The organism is Nocardiopsis kunsanensis DSM 44524 (assembly GCF_000340965.1).
GTDB classification, from domain to species: Bacteria; Actinomycetota; Actinomycetes; order Streptosporangiales; family Streptosporangiaceae; genus Nocardiopsis; species Nocardiopsis kunsanensis.
The window spans coordinates 42,050-57,590 of record NZ_ANAY01000019.1 but is presented as its reverse complement, the minus strand read 5'-3'; the positions used below and the strand labels follow the sequence as shown (position 1 = coordinate 57,590).

Here is a 15,541-nt window from a genome sequence, read left to right as displayed (position 1 = left end):
CTGGTGGCGGGTCCTGCCCTCTGTTCAACCGGGACCAAAGTCCCAACTTTCATTCCGCAGGGCAATGGGTCTGTGACTCGGAGTAGTTGGTTCGATGAAATAGCCCCTGAAAGGGCACTTTACGTTGCCTAACGGGGGTCAGACCTACTAACTTGCGCAGGCGTCCGCCCTCTACACACGAGTAGAAATCCGAGGTGACCCTGCGTGGCCCTTCCTCCCCTCACACCCGAGCAGCGGCATGCGGCTCTCGAAAAGGCCGCCAAGGCCAGAAAAGAGCGCGCAGAGGTCAAGAACAAGCTGAAGAACGGCGGCGTCTCGCTGTCCGAGGTGCTCTCTGAAGGCCTCAAGGACGACGTCATCGGCAAGATGAAGGTCTCAGCGCTGCTCGAGTCCCTTCCCGGTGTCGGCAAGGTCCGTGCCAAGCAGATCATGGAGCGGCTCAACATCGCCGAGTCGCGCCGTGTGCGCGGGCTGGGCACCAACCAGCGTGCCGCGCTGGAAGAGGAGTTCGGCGACCTCACCAAGTAGATCCCCCGAACACCGCTGACCGCCCGCCCGCGTCCCCCCACGGACGCGGGCGGGCGCGTTCGTGTGCGGTGGTATAACTGGAGCTTCCCGCGAGCGCACGCGGAGCACCGCACATCCGTCGCGCGGGGCGGTGGCTGGGTCCGGACGGCCCCGCAGCCCGCACGGCGGCGCACAGCGAATGGAAGCCCGAACACACATGTCTGCTGAGCCCGGAGCCCAGTCCCACCCGGCCGAGAAACGGCTCATCGTCCTGTCCGGCCCTTCCGGTGTGGGCAAGAGCACCGTCGTGGCGAGCCTGCGCCGGGAGTACCCCGACGTGTGGCTGTCGGTCTCGGTGACCACGCGCCGACCACGACCGGGTGAGGAGGACGGGGTCCAGTACCACTTCGTCAGCGACGAGGAGTTCGACGAACTCGTCGCCCAGGACCAGCTCCTGGAGTGGGCCCAGTTCGCCGGCAACCGCTACGGCACCCCGCGTGCGCCCGTACAGGCCCGGCTGACCGCCGGACTGCCCGTACTACTGGAGATCGAGCTCCAGGGCGCCCGCCAGATCCGCGAGACGATGCCCGAGGCACTGCACGTGTTCCTCGCCCCGCCCTCCTGGGACGAGTTGGTGCGCCGGCTCACCGGCCGCGGTACCGAGGTGGAGGAGGTCGTCCAGCGCCGCTTGGAGGTGGCCAAGGTCGAGCTCGCCGCGGAGGAGGAGTTCGACACCACTCTCGTCAACACATCGGTTCAGGACGTGTGCGACGAGCTGCTAGCGTTGATGTCCGCGCCCAAGGTGTGATAGCTGGGCGTGTCCCCGCGGAACGCCGTACGGCGCCGCCCGAGTCCCGATCATCCACCTCACGGCTTTCGACGAGCCGGAGACCGTCCCTGGGGGTATTCGAAGTGGCTGGTACCGAGCCCGTCGCCGAAGGCATCACCAATCCGCCGATCGACGACCTGCTGGAGTGCGTCGACAGCAAGTACAGCCTGGTCACCATGGCCTCCAAGCGGGCCCGCCAGATCAACGCCTACTACGCCCAGCTCGGCGAGGGCCTGCTGGAGTACGTCGGCCCGCTGGTCGAGACGCAGGTACAGGAGAAGTCCCTGTCCATCGCTCTGCGCGAGGTCCGCTCCGGGCTGCTGACCGCCGAGCCCTACGAGGGCACCTGAGAGACCTCCGGCGGGTGACCGCCGAGGTACTCGGGAGTTCTTCGTCGGCGTGCCGTTCCGCCCCCGCACCGGGGATGGCACGGCGCGCCTGGTAGAACTCCTTGAGTGAATGACAGACACATTCCCCAGGTGGTCCTCGGAGTCGGGGGCGGCATCGCCGCCTACAAGGTGTGCGAGCTGCTCAGACGGCTGACGGAGTCGGGCCACCGGGCGCGGGTCGTCCCCACCGACGAGGCCCTGCGCTTCGTCGGAGAACCGACATGGGCCGCCCTGTCCGGGCAACCGGTCGAGACCGGAGTGTGGGACCGGGTCCACGAGGTCCCACACGTACGCATCGGACAGTCGGCCGACCTGGTCTTCGTGGCCCCTGCCACGGCCAACATCCTGGCCAAGGCCGCCGCCGGCCTGGCCGACGACCTACTCACCAACACCCTGCTGACCGCCCGATGCCCGGTCGTCTTCGCACCCGCGATGCACACCGAGATGTGGGAGCACCCCGCCACCCGGGCGAACGTGGCGACCTTGCGGTCCCGCGGCGCCCTCGTCCTGGACCCGGACGAGGGGCGCCTGACCGGGTCCGACAGCGGCCGCGGCCGTCTGCCCGACCCGGGAGAGCTCTACGAGGCCGCCCGCCTGGCCCTGCGCCGGGGTGAGAACAGCAACGATCTGTCCGGGCGCCGGATCGTCATCTCGGCCGGGGGCACCCGCGAGGCCATCGACCCCGTCCGGTACATCGGTAACCACTCCTCCGGCAAACAGGGCTACGCACTCGCCCGGACCGCCGCGGCCAGAGGTGCCCAGGTCACGCTCGTCGCCGCCAACGTCTCGCTGCCCGACCCGGCCGGGGTCGAGGTTGTTCCGGTCACGTCGGCGATCGAACTCGGCGAGGCCGTGCAGGAACGGCGGTCCGGTGCCGACGCGGTCGTCATGGCAGCGGCCGTTGCCGACTTCCGGCCGAGCAGCAGCGTCGGGTCCAAGATCAAGAAGTCCGGCGGGGAACCCGTCCCGATCGGACTGGCCGAGAACCCCGACATCCTCGCGGAACTGGTGCGGACCCGTCCTGAACGGGCCCCGGGCCAGACCGTGGTGGGTTTTGCGGCCGAGACCGACGACGTGATCGCCAACGGCCGCGCCAAGCTCGAACGCAAGGGGTGCGACCTGCTCGTGGTCAATCAGGTCGGGCAGGGGCGCGCCTTCGGTACCGACGACAACCAGGCTGTGATCCTGGGCACCGGCGGTTCGGCGACCGAGGTGCCGAACGGGCCCAAGGAGGATCTTGCCGACCGGGTCTGGGACCTCGTGGTTGAACGTCTGACCGGATAGATACCCCGACGGGTCTGGATTTCCTACCACCGGGTACTGCACACTTCACAAGGGCGACCGAGCGACCTGCCCACAAGGGAGGGTCGCCGGAAACCCCGTCGGAAGGTCCCTATACAGTGGACCGACGACAACCAACCGCGACGGTCGGTATTTCCCGCTCCGGCGGATCCCCGAAATACCGGGCGCCGCACTGTCCATGTCAGCCAGCAGCCGCTGCAAGGAGTCAGGTAACGTGTCCCGCCGCCTTTTCACCTCCGAGTCGGTCACCGAAGGCCATCCCGACAAGATGGCCGACCAGATCAGTGACGCGATCCTCGACGAGATGCTCGCCACCGACCCCAAGAGCCGGGTCGCGGTCGAGACGCTGATCACCACCGGTCAGGTCCACATCGCAGGTGAGGTCACCACCCAGACCTACGTCGACATGCCCGCCGTCGTGCGCGAGAAGATCCTCCAGATCGGTTACGACTCCTCAGCCAAGGGGTTCGACGGTGACTCCTGCGGGGTCAACGTCTCCATCGACGCGCAGTCCACCGACATCGCCCAGGGTGTCGACACCGCCTACGAGGCCCGCGTCGAGCGCGAGGAGGACCAGCTCGACCGCCAGGGCGCCGGTGACCAAGGTCTGATGTTCGGCTACGCATGCCGTGAGACCCCGGAACTGATGCCGCTGCCCATCAAGCTCGCGCACGCTCTGTCGGAGCGTCTGTCCGAGGTCCGCCGCAACGGGACGGTCCCCTACCTGCGTCCCGACGGCAAGACCCAGGTCACCGTCGAGTACGAGGACAACACCCCGGTCCGTCTGGACACCGTGGTCGTTTCCAGCCAGCACGCCGCGGACATCAACCTCGACGAGATGCTCGCCCCCGACCTGCGGGAGCACGTCATCCAGCCGGTCGTGGCCCAGTACGGCCTGGAGTCCGACGACTACCGTCTCCTGGTCAACCCGACCGGCCGTTTCGAGATCGGCGGCCCCATGGGTGACGCCGGTCTGACCGGCCGCAAGATCATCGTCGACACCTACGGCGGGTACGCCCGTCACGGCGGCGGTGCCTTCTCCGGCAAGGACCCGTCGAAGGTCGACCGTTCGGCCGCCTACGCCACCCGCTGGGTCGCCAAGAACATCGTGGCCGCCGAGCTCGCCGACCGCGCCGAGGTCCAGGTCGCCTACGCCATCGGCAAGGCGCACCCCGTCGGTGTGTTCATCGAGACCTTCGGCACCGAGAAGGTCGCCACCGAGCTGATCGAGAAGGCCGTCAAGGAGGTCTTCGACCTGCGTCCGGCCGCGATCGTGCGCGACCTCGACCTGCTGCGCCCGATCTACTCCAAGACCGCCGCGTACGGCCACTTCGGCCGCGAGCTCCCCGATTTCACCTGGGAGAGCACGGACCGCGCCGAGGCGCTGCGTTCGTTCGTCGGCGCCTGATGAGGCAACACCGCTGAACGGGGCGGACGGCTCTCGGGCCGTTCGCCCCGTTCCGTGTCGGGAGGGGCGTTCCGGGCGGGTGCCGCACGGCAGCACCAAATAAGTGCTACCACATGTTATGAGGTATGCACGTATTGTCATAATGCTGTGCGGAGGTTGCACCATGGCGGTGCCGACGGTCATGACCGCGATCGGCCTGGCGGCCGTGCTGACCCTGTCCGGGCAGGCCGTTCCGGCCGCGTCCCAGGAAGGGGCGGGGGAGGGGGCCCTGGACATCGTCCTGGAGGCTGACACCGCCGGGGACCGGCTCAACCCCGGCGACCGTGTCGAATACACGATCCGGGTGCACAACACCGGCGAGGCGGACCTGCAGGAAGCCCAGATCGTCCAGTTCGTGCCCGGGACCATGTCCTATGTCGGCGGGAGCGGCGACGCCGGCACGGAGGGTGCGCGTGTGCTCTGGGACCGTCCTCTGGGGCCGGGGGAACGGGCGAGCGTGGTCTCCACCGTCGAGGTGACCGGGACCCCCGAGAGCTCCTCGCACTCCTCCGCCACCGTGTGTGTCCGGCCCGAGGACGGTGCGGCAGTGAGATCGTGCACCTCGGTCGACCACCGCGTCCACGAGGCGCTGCCCTGGCCCATGGTGGCAGCCGTGGCCCTGCTGTTGTTCGCATCGGTCGTGGGGGCCGTGGGATACGCGCGCTACCGCAGCGCCCGCAGCCCCCGGCCCGAGCCGCCCACACCCAGTAACCACAGCCCCGGCTCGGTACCCAACGTACGTACCTTCCCAGGGGCGGCCCAGGTCTACCACCTGGACGCCCACCGCTGAGGGCGCAGACCCGCGACGTACCGACGGCCCGTACCGGGGACCACTGCGACACGAAGCGGACCGCACCCGTCCAGGGTACGGCCCGCTGTCCGGACGGAGCGGTTCAGCTCATCTCCTCCAGCGCCTTCTGCGCCTCGGCCAGCCACGAACGGCGCGCCTCCAGTGCCTCCTCGTGCTTCTTGGCCTTGCGCTCGTCGCCCTTGGCCCGGGCCTTGTCCAACTCGGCCTCCAGACCGGCGATGGCCGAGGACAGCTGGTCCACGGTGTCCTGGGCCCGCGCCCGCGCCTCCGGACTGGTGCGTTCCCACTCGGCCTGCTCCTCCTTGCGCACCCCGTCCTCGAGCTTGCGGAAGGCGCCCTCGAGCTGGTCGCGCACGTCACGGGGGAGCTGGCCGGCCTCCTCCCAGGCCTCCTGGAACTCACGCAGGCGCGTACGCGCCCGCCGCGGGTCGGAGATCCTGGGGATCTCCGCCTCGGCCTCCTCCAGGATCTTCTCCTTGGCCTCGGCGTTGACCCGCAGCTCGGCGTCACGCTCGGCGAAGACCGCGTTACGCGCGTCGAAGAAGGTGTCCTGGGCGGCCTTGAAACGTGCCCACAGCTTGTCCTCGCTGGCGCGGTCGGCACGGCCGCTGGCCTTCCACCGTTGCATGAGGTCCCGGTAGGCACGCGCTGTCGGACCCCAGTCGGTGGAGTGGCTCATCGACTCCGCTTCGGAGACCAGGCCCTCCTTGACCACACGCACCTCTTCGCGCTGCTGGTCCAGGTTGGCGAAGTAGGCCTTGCGCCGCTTGGAGAAGGAATTGCGCGCCGCCGACAACCGCTTCCACAGGCCCTGTTCGGTGGGGCGGTCCGCGCGCGGGGCCTTCTTCCACTCCTCGATGAGCTGGGTCATACGCTCACCGCCGGATTTCCAGTGGGTGGTTTCGTCCGCCACACGCTCGGCCTCGGCGACGATGCGTTCCTTGATGTCGCGCGCCTGGTCGCGGGCCTGGTCCTGCGCCTGCTTCTGCTCGACCTTGCGTTCCTCGGCGCGGGCGGTCAGGGCGTCCAGGCGCTCGGACAACGAGTCCAGGTCACCGACCGCGTTGGCCTCGCGCACCGAGCCGCGGAGCTTGTCGATGGCGGTCATGGCTGCGGAGGCGGACAGGTCGGTGCTGCGCAGGCGCTTCTCCAGCAGCTCCACCTGGGTCACGAGGGCGTCGTACTTCTTCCGGAAGAAGGTCAGGGCCTCTTCCGGGGCGCCTGCCTGCCACGATCCGACGACCCGTTCTCCTTCGCTCGTGCGCACGTAGACCGTGCCGTCGTCGTCTACGCGGCCCCAAGGGTCCGTGGTCACCGTGTCCTCCTGCTGTCATGGGCCCGGCGTGCGGGCTCGGGTCGTCGCGGTGTACAGCCCGGTTCGTACGGGATCGTGTCCTGCACGATATCCCTACGATCTGTCGGACGACGACGCGGCGTACTCGCGAACAGGGACAGAAACACCGCGGTCTGTGCCCTGCGCCTCATGTGTCGGCGGGCCGTGGGAAGCGGATCCGTGGATGCGCGGGCCGTTGCCTCGGCGCACACGATGGCGCTGACCAATATGGCATCACCGGGGACTCTGGCAAAGAGGGCTGCCGCGCGCAGTGATCGAATGGTGATCAACGCTCCCGTGGACCTGCCCTCCGAGCGGCCGGTCCGGTCCGGGGCCGCCGGCGTGCTCGGTAAGCTCGGGGGCCGGAGGGCGCACGGCCGGTACCGCCGCGCCGGGCCCCTACGATCCGTGGACACCGACCGAGGACAGGACGTCATCCCCGTGCTCATCGCCGCACTGCCCTCCGGGCCCCTCGCCGCGAACTGCTACGTACTCGCCCCGGCCGAGGGCGGTGAGTGCGTCGTCGTCGACCCCGGCCAGGAGGCCGCCGGGCAGGTCGACAAGGCCCTCGCCGAGCACCGGCTGACCCCGGTCGCGGTGCTGCTCACCCACGGCCACTTCGACCACGTCTGGTCGGCCGCCGAGATCGCCGACGCCCGCGGTCTGCCGGTGTACCTGCACCCCGAGGACCGCGGTCTGCTCACCGACCCCACCGCCGGTGTGGACTCGGGGTTCGCCGCGCAGCTCTCGGCGCTGCTGGGGACGGGGCCCTTCTCCGAGCCCGAGGACCTGCGCGAGGCCGTCGACGAGAGCACGCTCACGCTCGCCGGGCTGCAGATCGGGGTCCAGCACACCCCCGGCCACACCCCGGGTTCGGTCGTCTACACCGTCACCACCGAGGACGGTGTCCCGGTCGTGTTCGCGGGCGACCTCGTCTTCGCCGGTTCCATCGGCCGTACCGATTTCCCCGGCGGTGACGACGCGGCGATGAAGCGCAGCCTCGCCGACGCCGTACTCGCACGCTCCGACGACACCCGGCTCATGCCCGGGCACGGCCCCGGCACGACGGTCGAGCGCGAGCGGGCCACCAACCCCTTCCTGCGCCAGGCCTCCGCCTGATCCCCGGGAAGCCCCGCACGGGCCGCACCCCTGCCCCCGTCCGGTGCGGGGCGGTGCGGTGCGGCGGTTGGCGGTAAGATCCCAGGTGTTCAAGGGGTGTTCCGACGACCGGGCCCGGCCAGGGTGGTCCGGCGCTTTCGTTCAGCCGTGTAGTTAGTGGACTTGGTAACTCATGCATCGTTACAGGACTCATACGTGTGGTCAGCTCCGCAAGGAGCACGTCGGGGAGCAGGTGCGCCTCTCGGGTTGGGTGCACAACCGCCGTGATCTCGGTGGTCTGCTCTTCGTGGACCTGCGTGACCACTACGGGGTCACACAGATCACGGCCCGCCCCGAGTCCCCGGTGTTCGAAGAGCTCAGCCGGGCCCGCAAGGAGTCGGTGATCCAGGTCACCGGCCAGGTCTCCGCCCGGGACGCGGAGAACGTCAACCCGAACCTGCCCACCGGCGAGATCGAGATTCAGGCCGACGAGCTGGAGCTGCTCGGCAGCACCGAGGAACTGCCCCTCACGGTCTTCCCCGAGGACAACACCTCCGAGGACCGCCGCCTGACCCACCGTTTCCTCGATCTGCGCCGGGAACGCATGCACAACAACGTCATGCTGCGCTCGCAGGTGGTGGCGTCGATCCGGCGCCGGATGACGGACCTGGGCTTCAACGAGTTCCAGACCCCCGTCCTCACCAGCTCCAGTCCCGAGGGCGCCCGCGACTTCCTCGTGCCCTCCCGGCTGCACCCGGGGCGTTTCTTCGCGCTGCCGCAGGCACCGCAGCAGTTCAAGCAGATGCTGATGGTGGCCGGGTTCGACCGCTACTTCCAGATCGCTCCGTGCTTCCGAGACGAGGACAGCCGCGCCGACCGCTCGCCGGGCGAGTTCTACCAGCTCGACGTCGAGATGAGCTTCGTCGAGCAGGACGACGTCTTCGAGATCATCGAGGACGTCATGACCGATGTCTTCCGCGAGTTCTCGCAGGAGGGGTGGGAGATCACCTCTCCGTACCCGCGCATCGCCTATCTCGACGCCATGCAGTGGTACGGCACCGACAAGCCCGACCTGCGCGTACCCATGAAGATGGTCGACGTCACCGAACTGTTCGACAGGACCGACTTCCGCGCCTTCGCCGGCAAGAAGGTCCGGGCCCTGGCGGTGCCCGACGTGCAGGACCAGCCGCGCAAGTTCTTCGACGGCATCGGCGACTACGCCGTCGAACAGGGCGCCAAGGGTCTGGCCTGGCTCAAGGTCGGCGAGCAGGGCGAACTGACCGGGCCGATCGCCAAGTTCGTCGGTGAGATCAGCGACGAACTCCTCAGCACGCTCGGTGCGGGCCCCGGCCACGGCCTCTTCTTCTGCGCGAGTGAGAACGATGCGGAGATCAACCGCATCATGGCACCGGTGCGGGTCGAGGCGGGCAAGCGCGCGGGCCACTTCGAGGAGAAGGCCTACCGGTTCTGCTGGATCGTGGACTTCCCCATGTTCGAGCGCACCGACGAGGGCGAGATCCAGTTCAGCCACAACCCGTTCTCCATGCCCCAGGGCGGGATGGATGCCCTGCTCAACAAGGACCCGCTGGAGATCCTCGCCTGGCAGTACGACATCGTCTGCAACGGTGTGGAGCTGTCCTCGGGCGCCATCCGTAACCACTCGCCCGAGATCATGTACAAGGCCTTCGACATCGCCGGTTACGACCGGGATGCCGTCGAGGCGGAGTTCGGCGGCATGCTCAAGGCCCTGAAGTTCGGGGCCCCGCCGCACGGCGGGATCGCCCCGGGTATCGACCGCATCGTGATGCTCCTGGCCGACGAGCCGAACATCCGCGAGACCATCGCGTTCCCGCTCAACCAGAACGCGCAGGACCTCATGATGGGGGCACCCTCCGAGGTGACGGAGCAGCAGCTGCGCGACGTGCACGTGCGTTCGGTGCTGCCCCCGGAGAACACCAAGAAGTGATCCGTGGGCAGGACCGGGGGTGAAGGGGCGGTGCCTGTTTTCCGCCCCTTCACCGGTGCGGGGGCCGTCAGCGTTTGGCGGCACCGCACTGTTGGCAGCAGATGTCCTCGTCGTCGGGGTTGCTGTGCTCACAGAGGCGGCAGGACCAGTTCTGGAGTGTGCTGTCGTGCCGTGGGCTCGATAGTGCGGGCGGTCGGCGCATGAAGGTCCTCGGGGGGTAGGAAAAGGGTTTCCCTTGCGTTTCCCTTCCGGAGGGAAGTTGAACCTTCCCCAAACGACCACAAAGCCCTGACGGTAATAAATCGGACATATTTGTGTTCGAGAAAACGGCCGAAACCGGCCGCCACCCCTGTTGCGGATGCGACAGGGGTCCTTCATCCTCTAGCGTTGAGTGTGAATCACCTTTTCGTGCCGCGATGCTCCGGAGTGTCGCCGAAGAACACCGGACACGAGCGGGCACAAGCTTTTCTGTGGGGATCGGCGGAAAACAGACCGCCGAGGGGCCGCCGCATCACGCGAGCGTGACGAGCCTCCGTTCCCGAACGGATCCGGTCCTCGTGCCCACGGGCCCGGGCAACCCCAGGTCCCACTGCCGGTACGGGCCCTCCCGTGCTGGAACCACGCGATCGCCCCGGGCATCGACGTGGACCCGACCGGCCCCGAGACGCCCCGGGGCGGCCCTTACCTCGGACACTAGAATGAACCGATCGGAACGTTCCCAACGGGTGGCCGCGTCAGACGCGGGTGTGACGTCCGAGACGACATGAGGATGAGTCATACGTGAACCGAATGCGCGCCTCAGGCGATGACTCCGAGACCGTGCTCGCGGGAGCGTTCGAACACGCCCCTGAACCAATGGTGCTCACACGCACCGACGGCACCATCGTGCACGCCAACGGAGCCTTCACCGACCTCTTCGGGGAGCATGACACCCTGGTCGGACGCGCGTGGCACGAACTCCTCGACGGGGACGACGCCCAGCGCGGCGCCGCACTGCACTCCGAGGCCCTGACCGGGCGCCGGGAACGCCGGGTCCGCCTGCGGCTGGTGCCCCCCGGGGGCCATCCCCTCATATCCGAGGTCGAACTGCGTCCGCTGCCCGGTCAGGAGCGCGTCGTCGTCCTCACCCACCTGCTGTCCTCGGAGGAGGCCGACCTGCGGGTCGTCGGTGAACTGCGTACCGACAACTCCGACTCGGTCCTGTGGAGCCTGGACCTGAGCACCGGACACATGGACGAACTCTTCGGCCCCACCCCGCTGGGCGCCCTCCTGGTCGGGAACGAACCCGAACTGGAACGCATCCTCGAAAGGGTCCACCCCGACGACGTCGCCCGCGTACGCGACGCCGTCTCCGGAGCGTTCGCCGGCCGCGACTACGAACAGCGCTTCCGGGTCTTCGACCGCCTGGGCGACGAGCGTTCCCTGCACGTACGGGCCCGGTTCGTCTCCGGTGACCCCGACCGCCTCGTCGGGATCGTCGACGACGTCACCGAGCACGTCCAGCTCGTGCGCCGCCTGGCCGACCGCCGCCGTACCGAGGCCGAGCACGGCCGCCTGGTCACCGACCTGTCCGCCAAACTCGTGTCCGCGACCACCGTCGACGAGGTCATGGACCTGCTCAGCGAGGAGTTCCTGCCGATCTTCGGCGGCTTCCACGCCGTCGCCCTCTACGTCGAGAACGGCCTGCTTCGCACCTCGCCCAGTGCCCGCGAGCGCGGGAACGCCGAAGCCATAGACGGCCGTCCCGCCGACGACACCGATTACCCCATGGGCGCGGTCATCCAGGACCGTCAGCCGCGTTTCTTCGAGAGCCGGGCCGAGGTCGTCAGCCGTTTTCCGGCCGCGGTCGACCTGTTGCGCAGCACCAGCAGGTCCCAGGCCTGGGCGACCGTACCGATCTTCGGCGACGGCAAGGTCGCGCTCGGCGTATGGCAGATGGTCTGGGACCGCCCCCACCACGTCAGCCGCGACGAGCGTGCCCTCATGCTCACGTTCGCGGGTCTGGCCGGACAGGCCCTGCAGCGCATCAAGGCCCAGGAGGCCGAACTCGAACTCGCCGACGCCGTGCAGCGGCGCATGCTGCCCCGCCAGGTCGCCAGCTTCCCCGACATGGACATCGCCACCAAGTACCTGCCCTCCCGCGCGGGCTGGCGCGTCTGTGGTGACTTCTACGACGTCATCGAACTGCCGGAGAACAAGGTCGGCCTGCTCGTGGGCGACGTCCAGGGCCACGGCGTGGAGGCAGCCGCCGCCATGGGCCAGATCCGTGTCGCCTTCCGTGCCTACGCCAGCAACCAGTCCGACCCCGGGGTGGTCCTGGGCGAGACCAACCGCCTGCTCACCGATACCGGAGAGATCGTCTTCGCCACCTGCGGCTACTTGGTGGTGGACCGCGAGACCGGTGTCATGCAGGCAGCCTGGGCCGGACAACCGCCCGTGGTCCTGGCCTCGGCCGCCGGATACCGCATCTGGGAACCCGAGACCGGGCCTCCCCTGGGTGTGCTGCCCGACACCGAGTACACCGTGACCACCAGCGTCCTGGCGCACGACACCACCCTGCTGCTGTGCTCGGACGGCCTCGTGGAGAGCTCCGAGGTCAACATGCAGGAAGGCCTGGACAAGGTCGGGCAGGCGCTCTCCGAGAACGCCGCGGCCCTCGAGGAGGCCGCGCACGTACTCGCCGACATGGCCCCGGCCGGCCGCGGTGACGACATCGCGCTCCTGATCACCCGGATGACCCGGTCGGTGCGCAGCGTCCCGGAGACCTTCTCCACGGCCGTGCCGGCGACCTGACGCGCCGCCGGCACACCTCGCCTACCCTGAAGGGGTGTCCGAAACTCTCTTCGACGATGCCGGGGCCGAGGCCGCCAAGGGCCAGGAGCCCTTGGCGGTACGCATGCGACCGCGTGACCTGGACGAGGTCGCCGGCCAACGCCACCTGCTGGGCGAGAGCAGTCCTCTACGCCGCCTGGTCGAGGACGACGCACCCATGTCGGTGTTCCTGTGGGGGCCGCCCGGGACCGGCAAGACCACGCTGGCCAGCGTGGTCAGCCGGGTCACCCGGCGCCGCTTCGTGGAACTCTCCGCCGTCAACGCCGGGGTCAAGGACGTGCGTACCGTCGTTGACGAGGCCCGCCGCCGTCTGGGCATGCACGGCATCCGCACCCTGTTGTTCGTCGACGAGGTGCACCGCTTCAACAAGACCCAGCAGGACGCCCTGCTGCCCGCGGTCGAGAACCGTTGGGTGAGCTTCATCGGGGCCACCACCGAGAACCCCTTCTTCTCCGTCGTCAGCCCGCTGATGTCGCGCTCGCTGCTGCTGAGCCTGGAGTCGCTGGAGGACGAGGACGTCCGCCTGCTCCTGCAGCGCGCCCTGACGGAGGAGCGCGGTCTCAACGGCGGTTACGTGCTCTCCGAGGAAGCCACCGAACACGTGGTGCGCCTGGCCGGAGGGGACGGACGCCGCTCCCTGACCTACCTCGAGGCGGCCGCGCTCGTGGCCGGTCCCGCCGGGGACGAACCCCGCACCATCACGGCCGAGGACGTCGAACGCGCCGTCGACCGCCACGCGGTGCGCTACGACCGCTCCGGCGACCAGCACTACGACGTCATCAGCGCTTTCGTCAAGAGCATGCGCGGCAGCGACCCCGACGCCGCCCTGCACTACCTGGCGCGCATGATCGAGGCGGGGGAGGACCCCCGTTTCATCGCCCGCCGCCTGGTCGTGCACGCCAGCGAGGACGTGGGCATGGCCGACCCCACCGCGCTCCAGACCGCCGTGGCCGCGGCCCAGTCGGTGCAACTCATCGGCCTGCCCGAGGCCCGCATCAACCTCGCCCAGGCCGTCATCCACATCAGCCTGGCACCCAAGTCCAACGCCGTCATCACCGCCATCGACGAGGCCATGGGCGACGTACGCGCGGGCCGGGCCGGTGCGGTCCCCGCGCACCTGCGGGACTCGCACTACAAGGGTGCCGCCGACCTCGGGCACGGGAAGGGTTACCGCTTCGCCCACGACTACCCCGGCGGGGTCGCCCCCCAGCAGCACGCCCCTGAGGGCCTGACCGAACGCGAGTACTACCGGCCCACCGGGCACGGTGCCGAACGACGTTTCTCCGAGGTGTTGTCCCGGATCAAGGGCGTGCTCCGCGGAGGTTGAGGCGTGTACGGCACCCCCGGAGGGTGCGGGCCGCACACGCCTCCGGATCAATCGGTGAAGAGTTCGGTGATCTGTACGATCTCGGGGGGACCTTCACCCTCCATGGACTCCTCGTCGAAGGTGACCTCGACGATCATCACCGGGCCCCAGGAGAGGTAGTCGATGAACTCGGCCCCGGTCATCTCGTAGGTGCCGCGGAAGTCCTCGTCGAGGAAGACGTCTTCCGGCGCCGTGCAGAACTTCGCGCACAGCACCTCGGCCTCGGGGTCGATGTCGGCCTCGGCGGGTTCACCGTCCTCGTCCCACTGCAGGGCCCAGGCCTCGTGGGTGGGCACACCCTGGCCCCGGATCGGTGTGTCGTCGCGGTCGACCGGGGTGTAGACCCACGGCCCCTTCTCCGGATCTTCCTGTTCGGAGGGGTCGAAGCGTGCCACGATCGTGGTCTCCACCGCCTCCTCGGTTTCCTGCGCGTCCGCCGCGGCCTCGGCCGAGGACTCCTCCTGGTCCGAGGAGGGCAGGAACTGTCCGATGCCCCACACGCCGGCGCCGATCAGGCCGAGTGCGAGCGCGGCCGTCCCTGCGGCGAACAGCAAACGGGTGGGGCGTTTTCCGGCCATGCGGCCCTCCAGGCGCACCACTTCCGGGATCCGCGCCGGAGGTTCGATCGCGTGCCACTCCTGTTCCAGGATCCGGGAGATCTCTGCCCGGCCCGGTTGCTCTTCGTAAGGGTTGTGCTCGGCCTGCCAGACCGCGATGACCGAGCCCACGACTTCGCGCAGGCTCGGCCGGAGGTCCGGGTCGGGGGACAACGCGCGGTCCACGACCGGGCGCAGACCCGGTTCCAGACCTTCCAGGTCGAAGGCGCCCTCGGCGGTGCGTTCGGCGATCTCCCCGGCCTCACCGGTGCCGAAGGGCAGTCGGCCGGTCCCGGCGAAGGCGACCACGGCGCCCCAGGCGAAGACGTCGGAGGCGGGCGAAGGTGAGCCGCCCCGGTACCGTTCGGGGCTGAGCCAGGTGGCGCCGTTCCCGCGTATCCGCAGGGCCGACGGCGCCACCGCGCAGTCCATGATGTGTGGTCCGTCCGTCCCCAGCATCACCTCGCTGGGCCGCAGCGCCCCGTGGGAGACCGAGCGCGCGTGCAGGACGGACAGGCCCTCGGCCAACCCGACGGCCAGGGCGATGAGCTTGCCGCTGCCGAGCCCGCCCCGTTTGGTGACGTAGTGGGACAGGCGTTCCCCCGCCATGTACGGCATCGCCGCCCAGGGAGGGTTGGCGTCGGCGTCGTGGGCCAGGGGCGTGACCACCTGTGCGGCGTCGATCGCGGCCAACGAACGCAATCGGCGTGCCAGGGCCGGGTACGCCGAGGGGTCCTCCAGCTCGGGGGAGGTGAGCGTCTTGACCGCTACGAGGCGGTCGCCTGCGTTGTCGGAGGAAACGTCCACCGCAGCGTAGACGGTCCCGGCGCCCCCCTGGCCCAGCCGTCCCAGGACCAGGTAGGGGCCGATTCTCGACGGGTCGTCCGGATACAGCGGGGCGAGGCCCGGGGGTACCAGTACGGAGATCTCACGGGGAGAACGTGGGCTCATGGGGATCCTGTCGGTGCATCAGGGGCGGCCGTCAGTGGGCGGAGTGTCCGGACATCGTAATGAAGTCCGGGAGGAGGGGCACTCCGCCCGATGTCTCGATTGTCTTGCAGGAGC

General features: G+C 69.1%; 12 protein-coding genes. 10 read left to right on the top strand and 2 right to left on the bottom strand.

The window, feature by feature from the left end; translation table 11 throughout:
* Nucleotides 1–204: 204 nt before the first annotated feature.
* From mihF to D456_RS0113825, 6 genes are all read left to right on the top strand, one after another.
* Entirely contained in the window at nt 205–528 is a 324-nt protein-coding gene (mihF, locus tag D456_RS0113850; RefSeq protein ID WP_017576782.1) for an integration host factor, actinobacterial type, read from the top strand.
* Nucleotides 529–724: 196 nt separating this feature from the next.
* Nucleotides 725–1,315, top strand: a complete 591-nt coding sequence (gmk, locus tag D456_RS0113845; RefSeq protein ID WP_017576781.1) for a guanylate kinase — start codon at nt 725–727, stop codon at nt 1,313–1,315.
* Nucleotides 1,316–1,419: 104 nt separating this feature from the next.
* On the top strand, nt 1,420–1,686 hold the full coding sequence (gene rpoZ / locus D456_RS0113840) for a DNA-directed RNA polymerase subunit omega (protein ID WP_017576780.1): 267 nt from the start codon (nt 1,420–1,422) through the stop codon (nt 1,684–1,686).
* A 129-nt stretch (nt 1,687–1,815) separates the two neighbouring features.
* Nucleotides 1,816–3,009 carry a bifunctional phosphopantothenoylcysteine decarboxylase/phosphopantothenate--cysteine ligase CoaBC gene (gene coaBC, locus D456_RS0113835; RefSeq protein ID WP_017576779.1) on the top strand — a complete coding sequence of 398 codons (1,194 nt, stop codon included), beginning with the start codon at nt 1,816–1,818 and terminating at the stop codon, nt 3,007–3,009.
* 232 nt (nt 3,010–3,241) lie between these two features.
* Nucleotides 3,242–4,435 (top strand): methionine adenosyltransferase, encoded by a 1,194-nt coding sequence (metK, locus tag D456_RS0113830; protein WP_017576778.1) that lies wholly within the window; start codon nt 3,242–3,244, stop codon nt 4,433–4,435.
* A gap of 163 nt (nt 4,436–4,598) precedes the next feature.
* The gene (locus D456_RS0113825; RefSeq protein WP_017576777.1) at nt 4,599–5,264 is read left to right on the top strand and encodes a DUF11 domain-containing protein; all 666 of its coding nucleotides are present in this window, start codon (nt 4,599–4,601) and stop codon (nt 5,262–5,264) included.
* Nucleotides 5,265–5,367: 103 nt separating this feature from the next.
* Here the strand turns inward: D456_RS0113825 and D456_RS0113820 are convergent, their stop codons facing one another.
* Entirely contained in the window at nt 5,368–6,600 is a 1,233-nt protein-coding gene (locus D456_RS0113820) for a DUF349 domain-containing protein (protein WP_017576776.1), read from the bottom strand.
* Between the two features lie 459 nt (nt 6,601–7,059).
* Between D456_RS0113820 and D456_RS0113815 the strand changes: the two genes are divergently transcribed.
* The 4 genes from D456_RS0113815 (at nt 7,060) to D456_RS0113800 (ending at nt 13,841) form a co-directional block, all read left to right on the top strand.
* A complete protein-coding gene (locus tag D456_RS0113815; RefSeq protein ID WP_026115860.1) occupies nt 7,060–7,737 on the top strand; it encodes an MBL fold metallo-hydrolase in 678 nt (225 codons plus the stop codon).
* A gap of 172 nt (nt 7,738–7,909) precedes the next feature.
* Entirely contained in the window at nt 7,910–9,682 is a 1,773-nt protein-coding gene (gene aspS, locus D456_RS0113810) for an aspartate--tRNA ligase (protein ID WP_083904583.1), read from the top strand.
* A 789-nt stretch (nt 9,683–10,471) separates the two neighbouring features.
* Nucleotides 10,472–12,475, top strand: coding sequence for a SpoIIE family protein phosphatase (locus D456_RS0113805; RefSeq protein ID WP_017576773.1), 2,004 nt, complete (start codon nt 10,472–10,474; stop codon nt 12,473–12,475).
* Nucleotides 12,476–12,509: 34 nt separating this feature from the next.
* Nucleotides 12,510–13,841 carry a replication-associated recombination protein A gene (locus tag D456_RS0113800; protein ID WP_017576772.1) on the top strand — a complete coding sequence of 444 codons (1,332 nt, stop codon included), beginning with the start codon at nt 12,510–12,512 and terminating at the stop codon, nt 13,839–13,841.
* A 47-nt stretch (nt 13,842–13,888) separates the two neighbouring features.
* Here the strand turns inward: D456_RS0113800 and D456_RS0113795 are convergent, their stop codons facing one another.
* On the bottom strand, nt 13,889–15,427 hold the full coding sequence (locus D456_RS0113795) for a serine/threonine-protein kinase (protein WP_017576771.1): 1,539 nt from the start codon (nt 15,425–15,427) through the stop codon (nt 13,889–13,891).
* Nucleotides 15,428–15,541: the final 114 nt, after the last annotated feature.

Bases quoted from the DNA above. Each gene is read 5' to 3' on its own strand.
- gmk (WP_017576781.1), top strand. From the start codon at position 725: ATGTCTGCTGAGCCCGGAGCCCAGTCCCACCCGGCCGAGAAACGGCTC.
- D456_RS0113825 (WP_017576777.1), top strand. From the start codon at position 4,599: ATGGCGGTGCCGACGGTCATGACCGCGATCGGCCTGGCGGCCGTGCTG.
- aspS (WP_083904583.1), top strand. From the start codon at position 7,910: ATGCATCGTTACAGGACTCATACGTGTGGTCAGCTCCGCAAGGAGCAC.
- D456_RS0113805 (WP_017576773.1), top strand. From the start codon at position 10,472: ATGCGCGCCTCAGGCGATGACTCCGAGACCGTGCTCGCGGGAGCGTTC.
- D456_RS0113795 (WP_017576771.1), bottom strand. From the start codon at position 15,427: ATGAGCCCACGTTCTCCCCGTGAGATCTCCGTACTGGTACCCCCGGGC.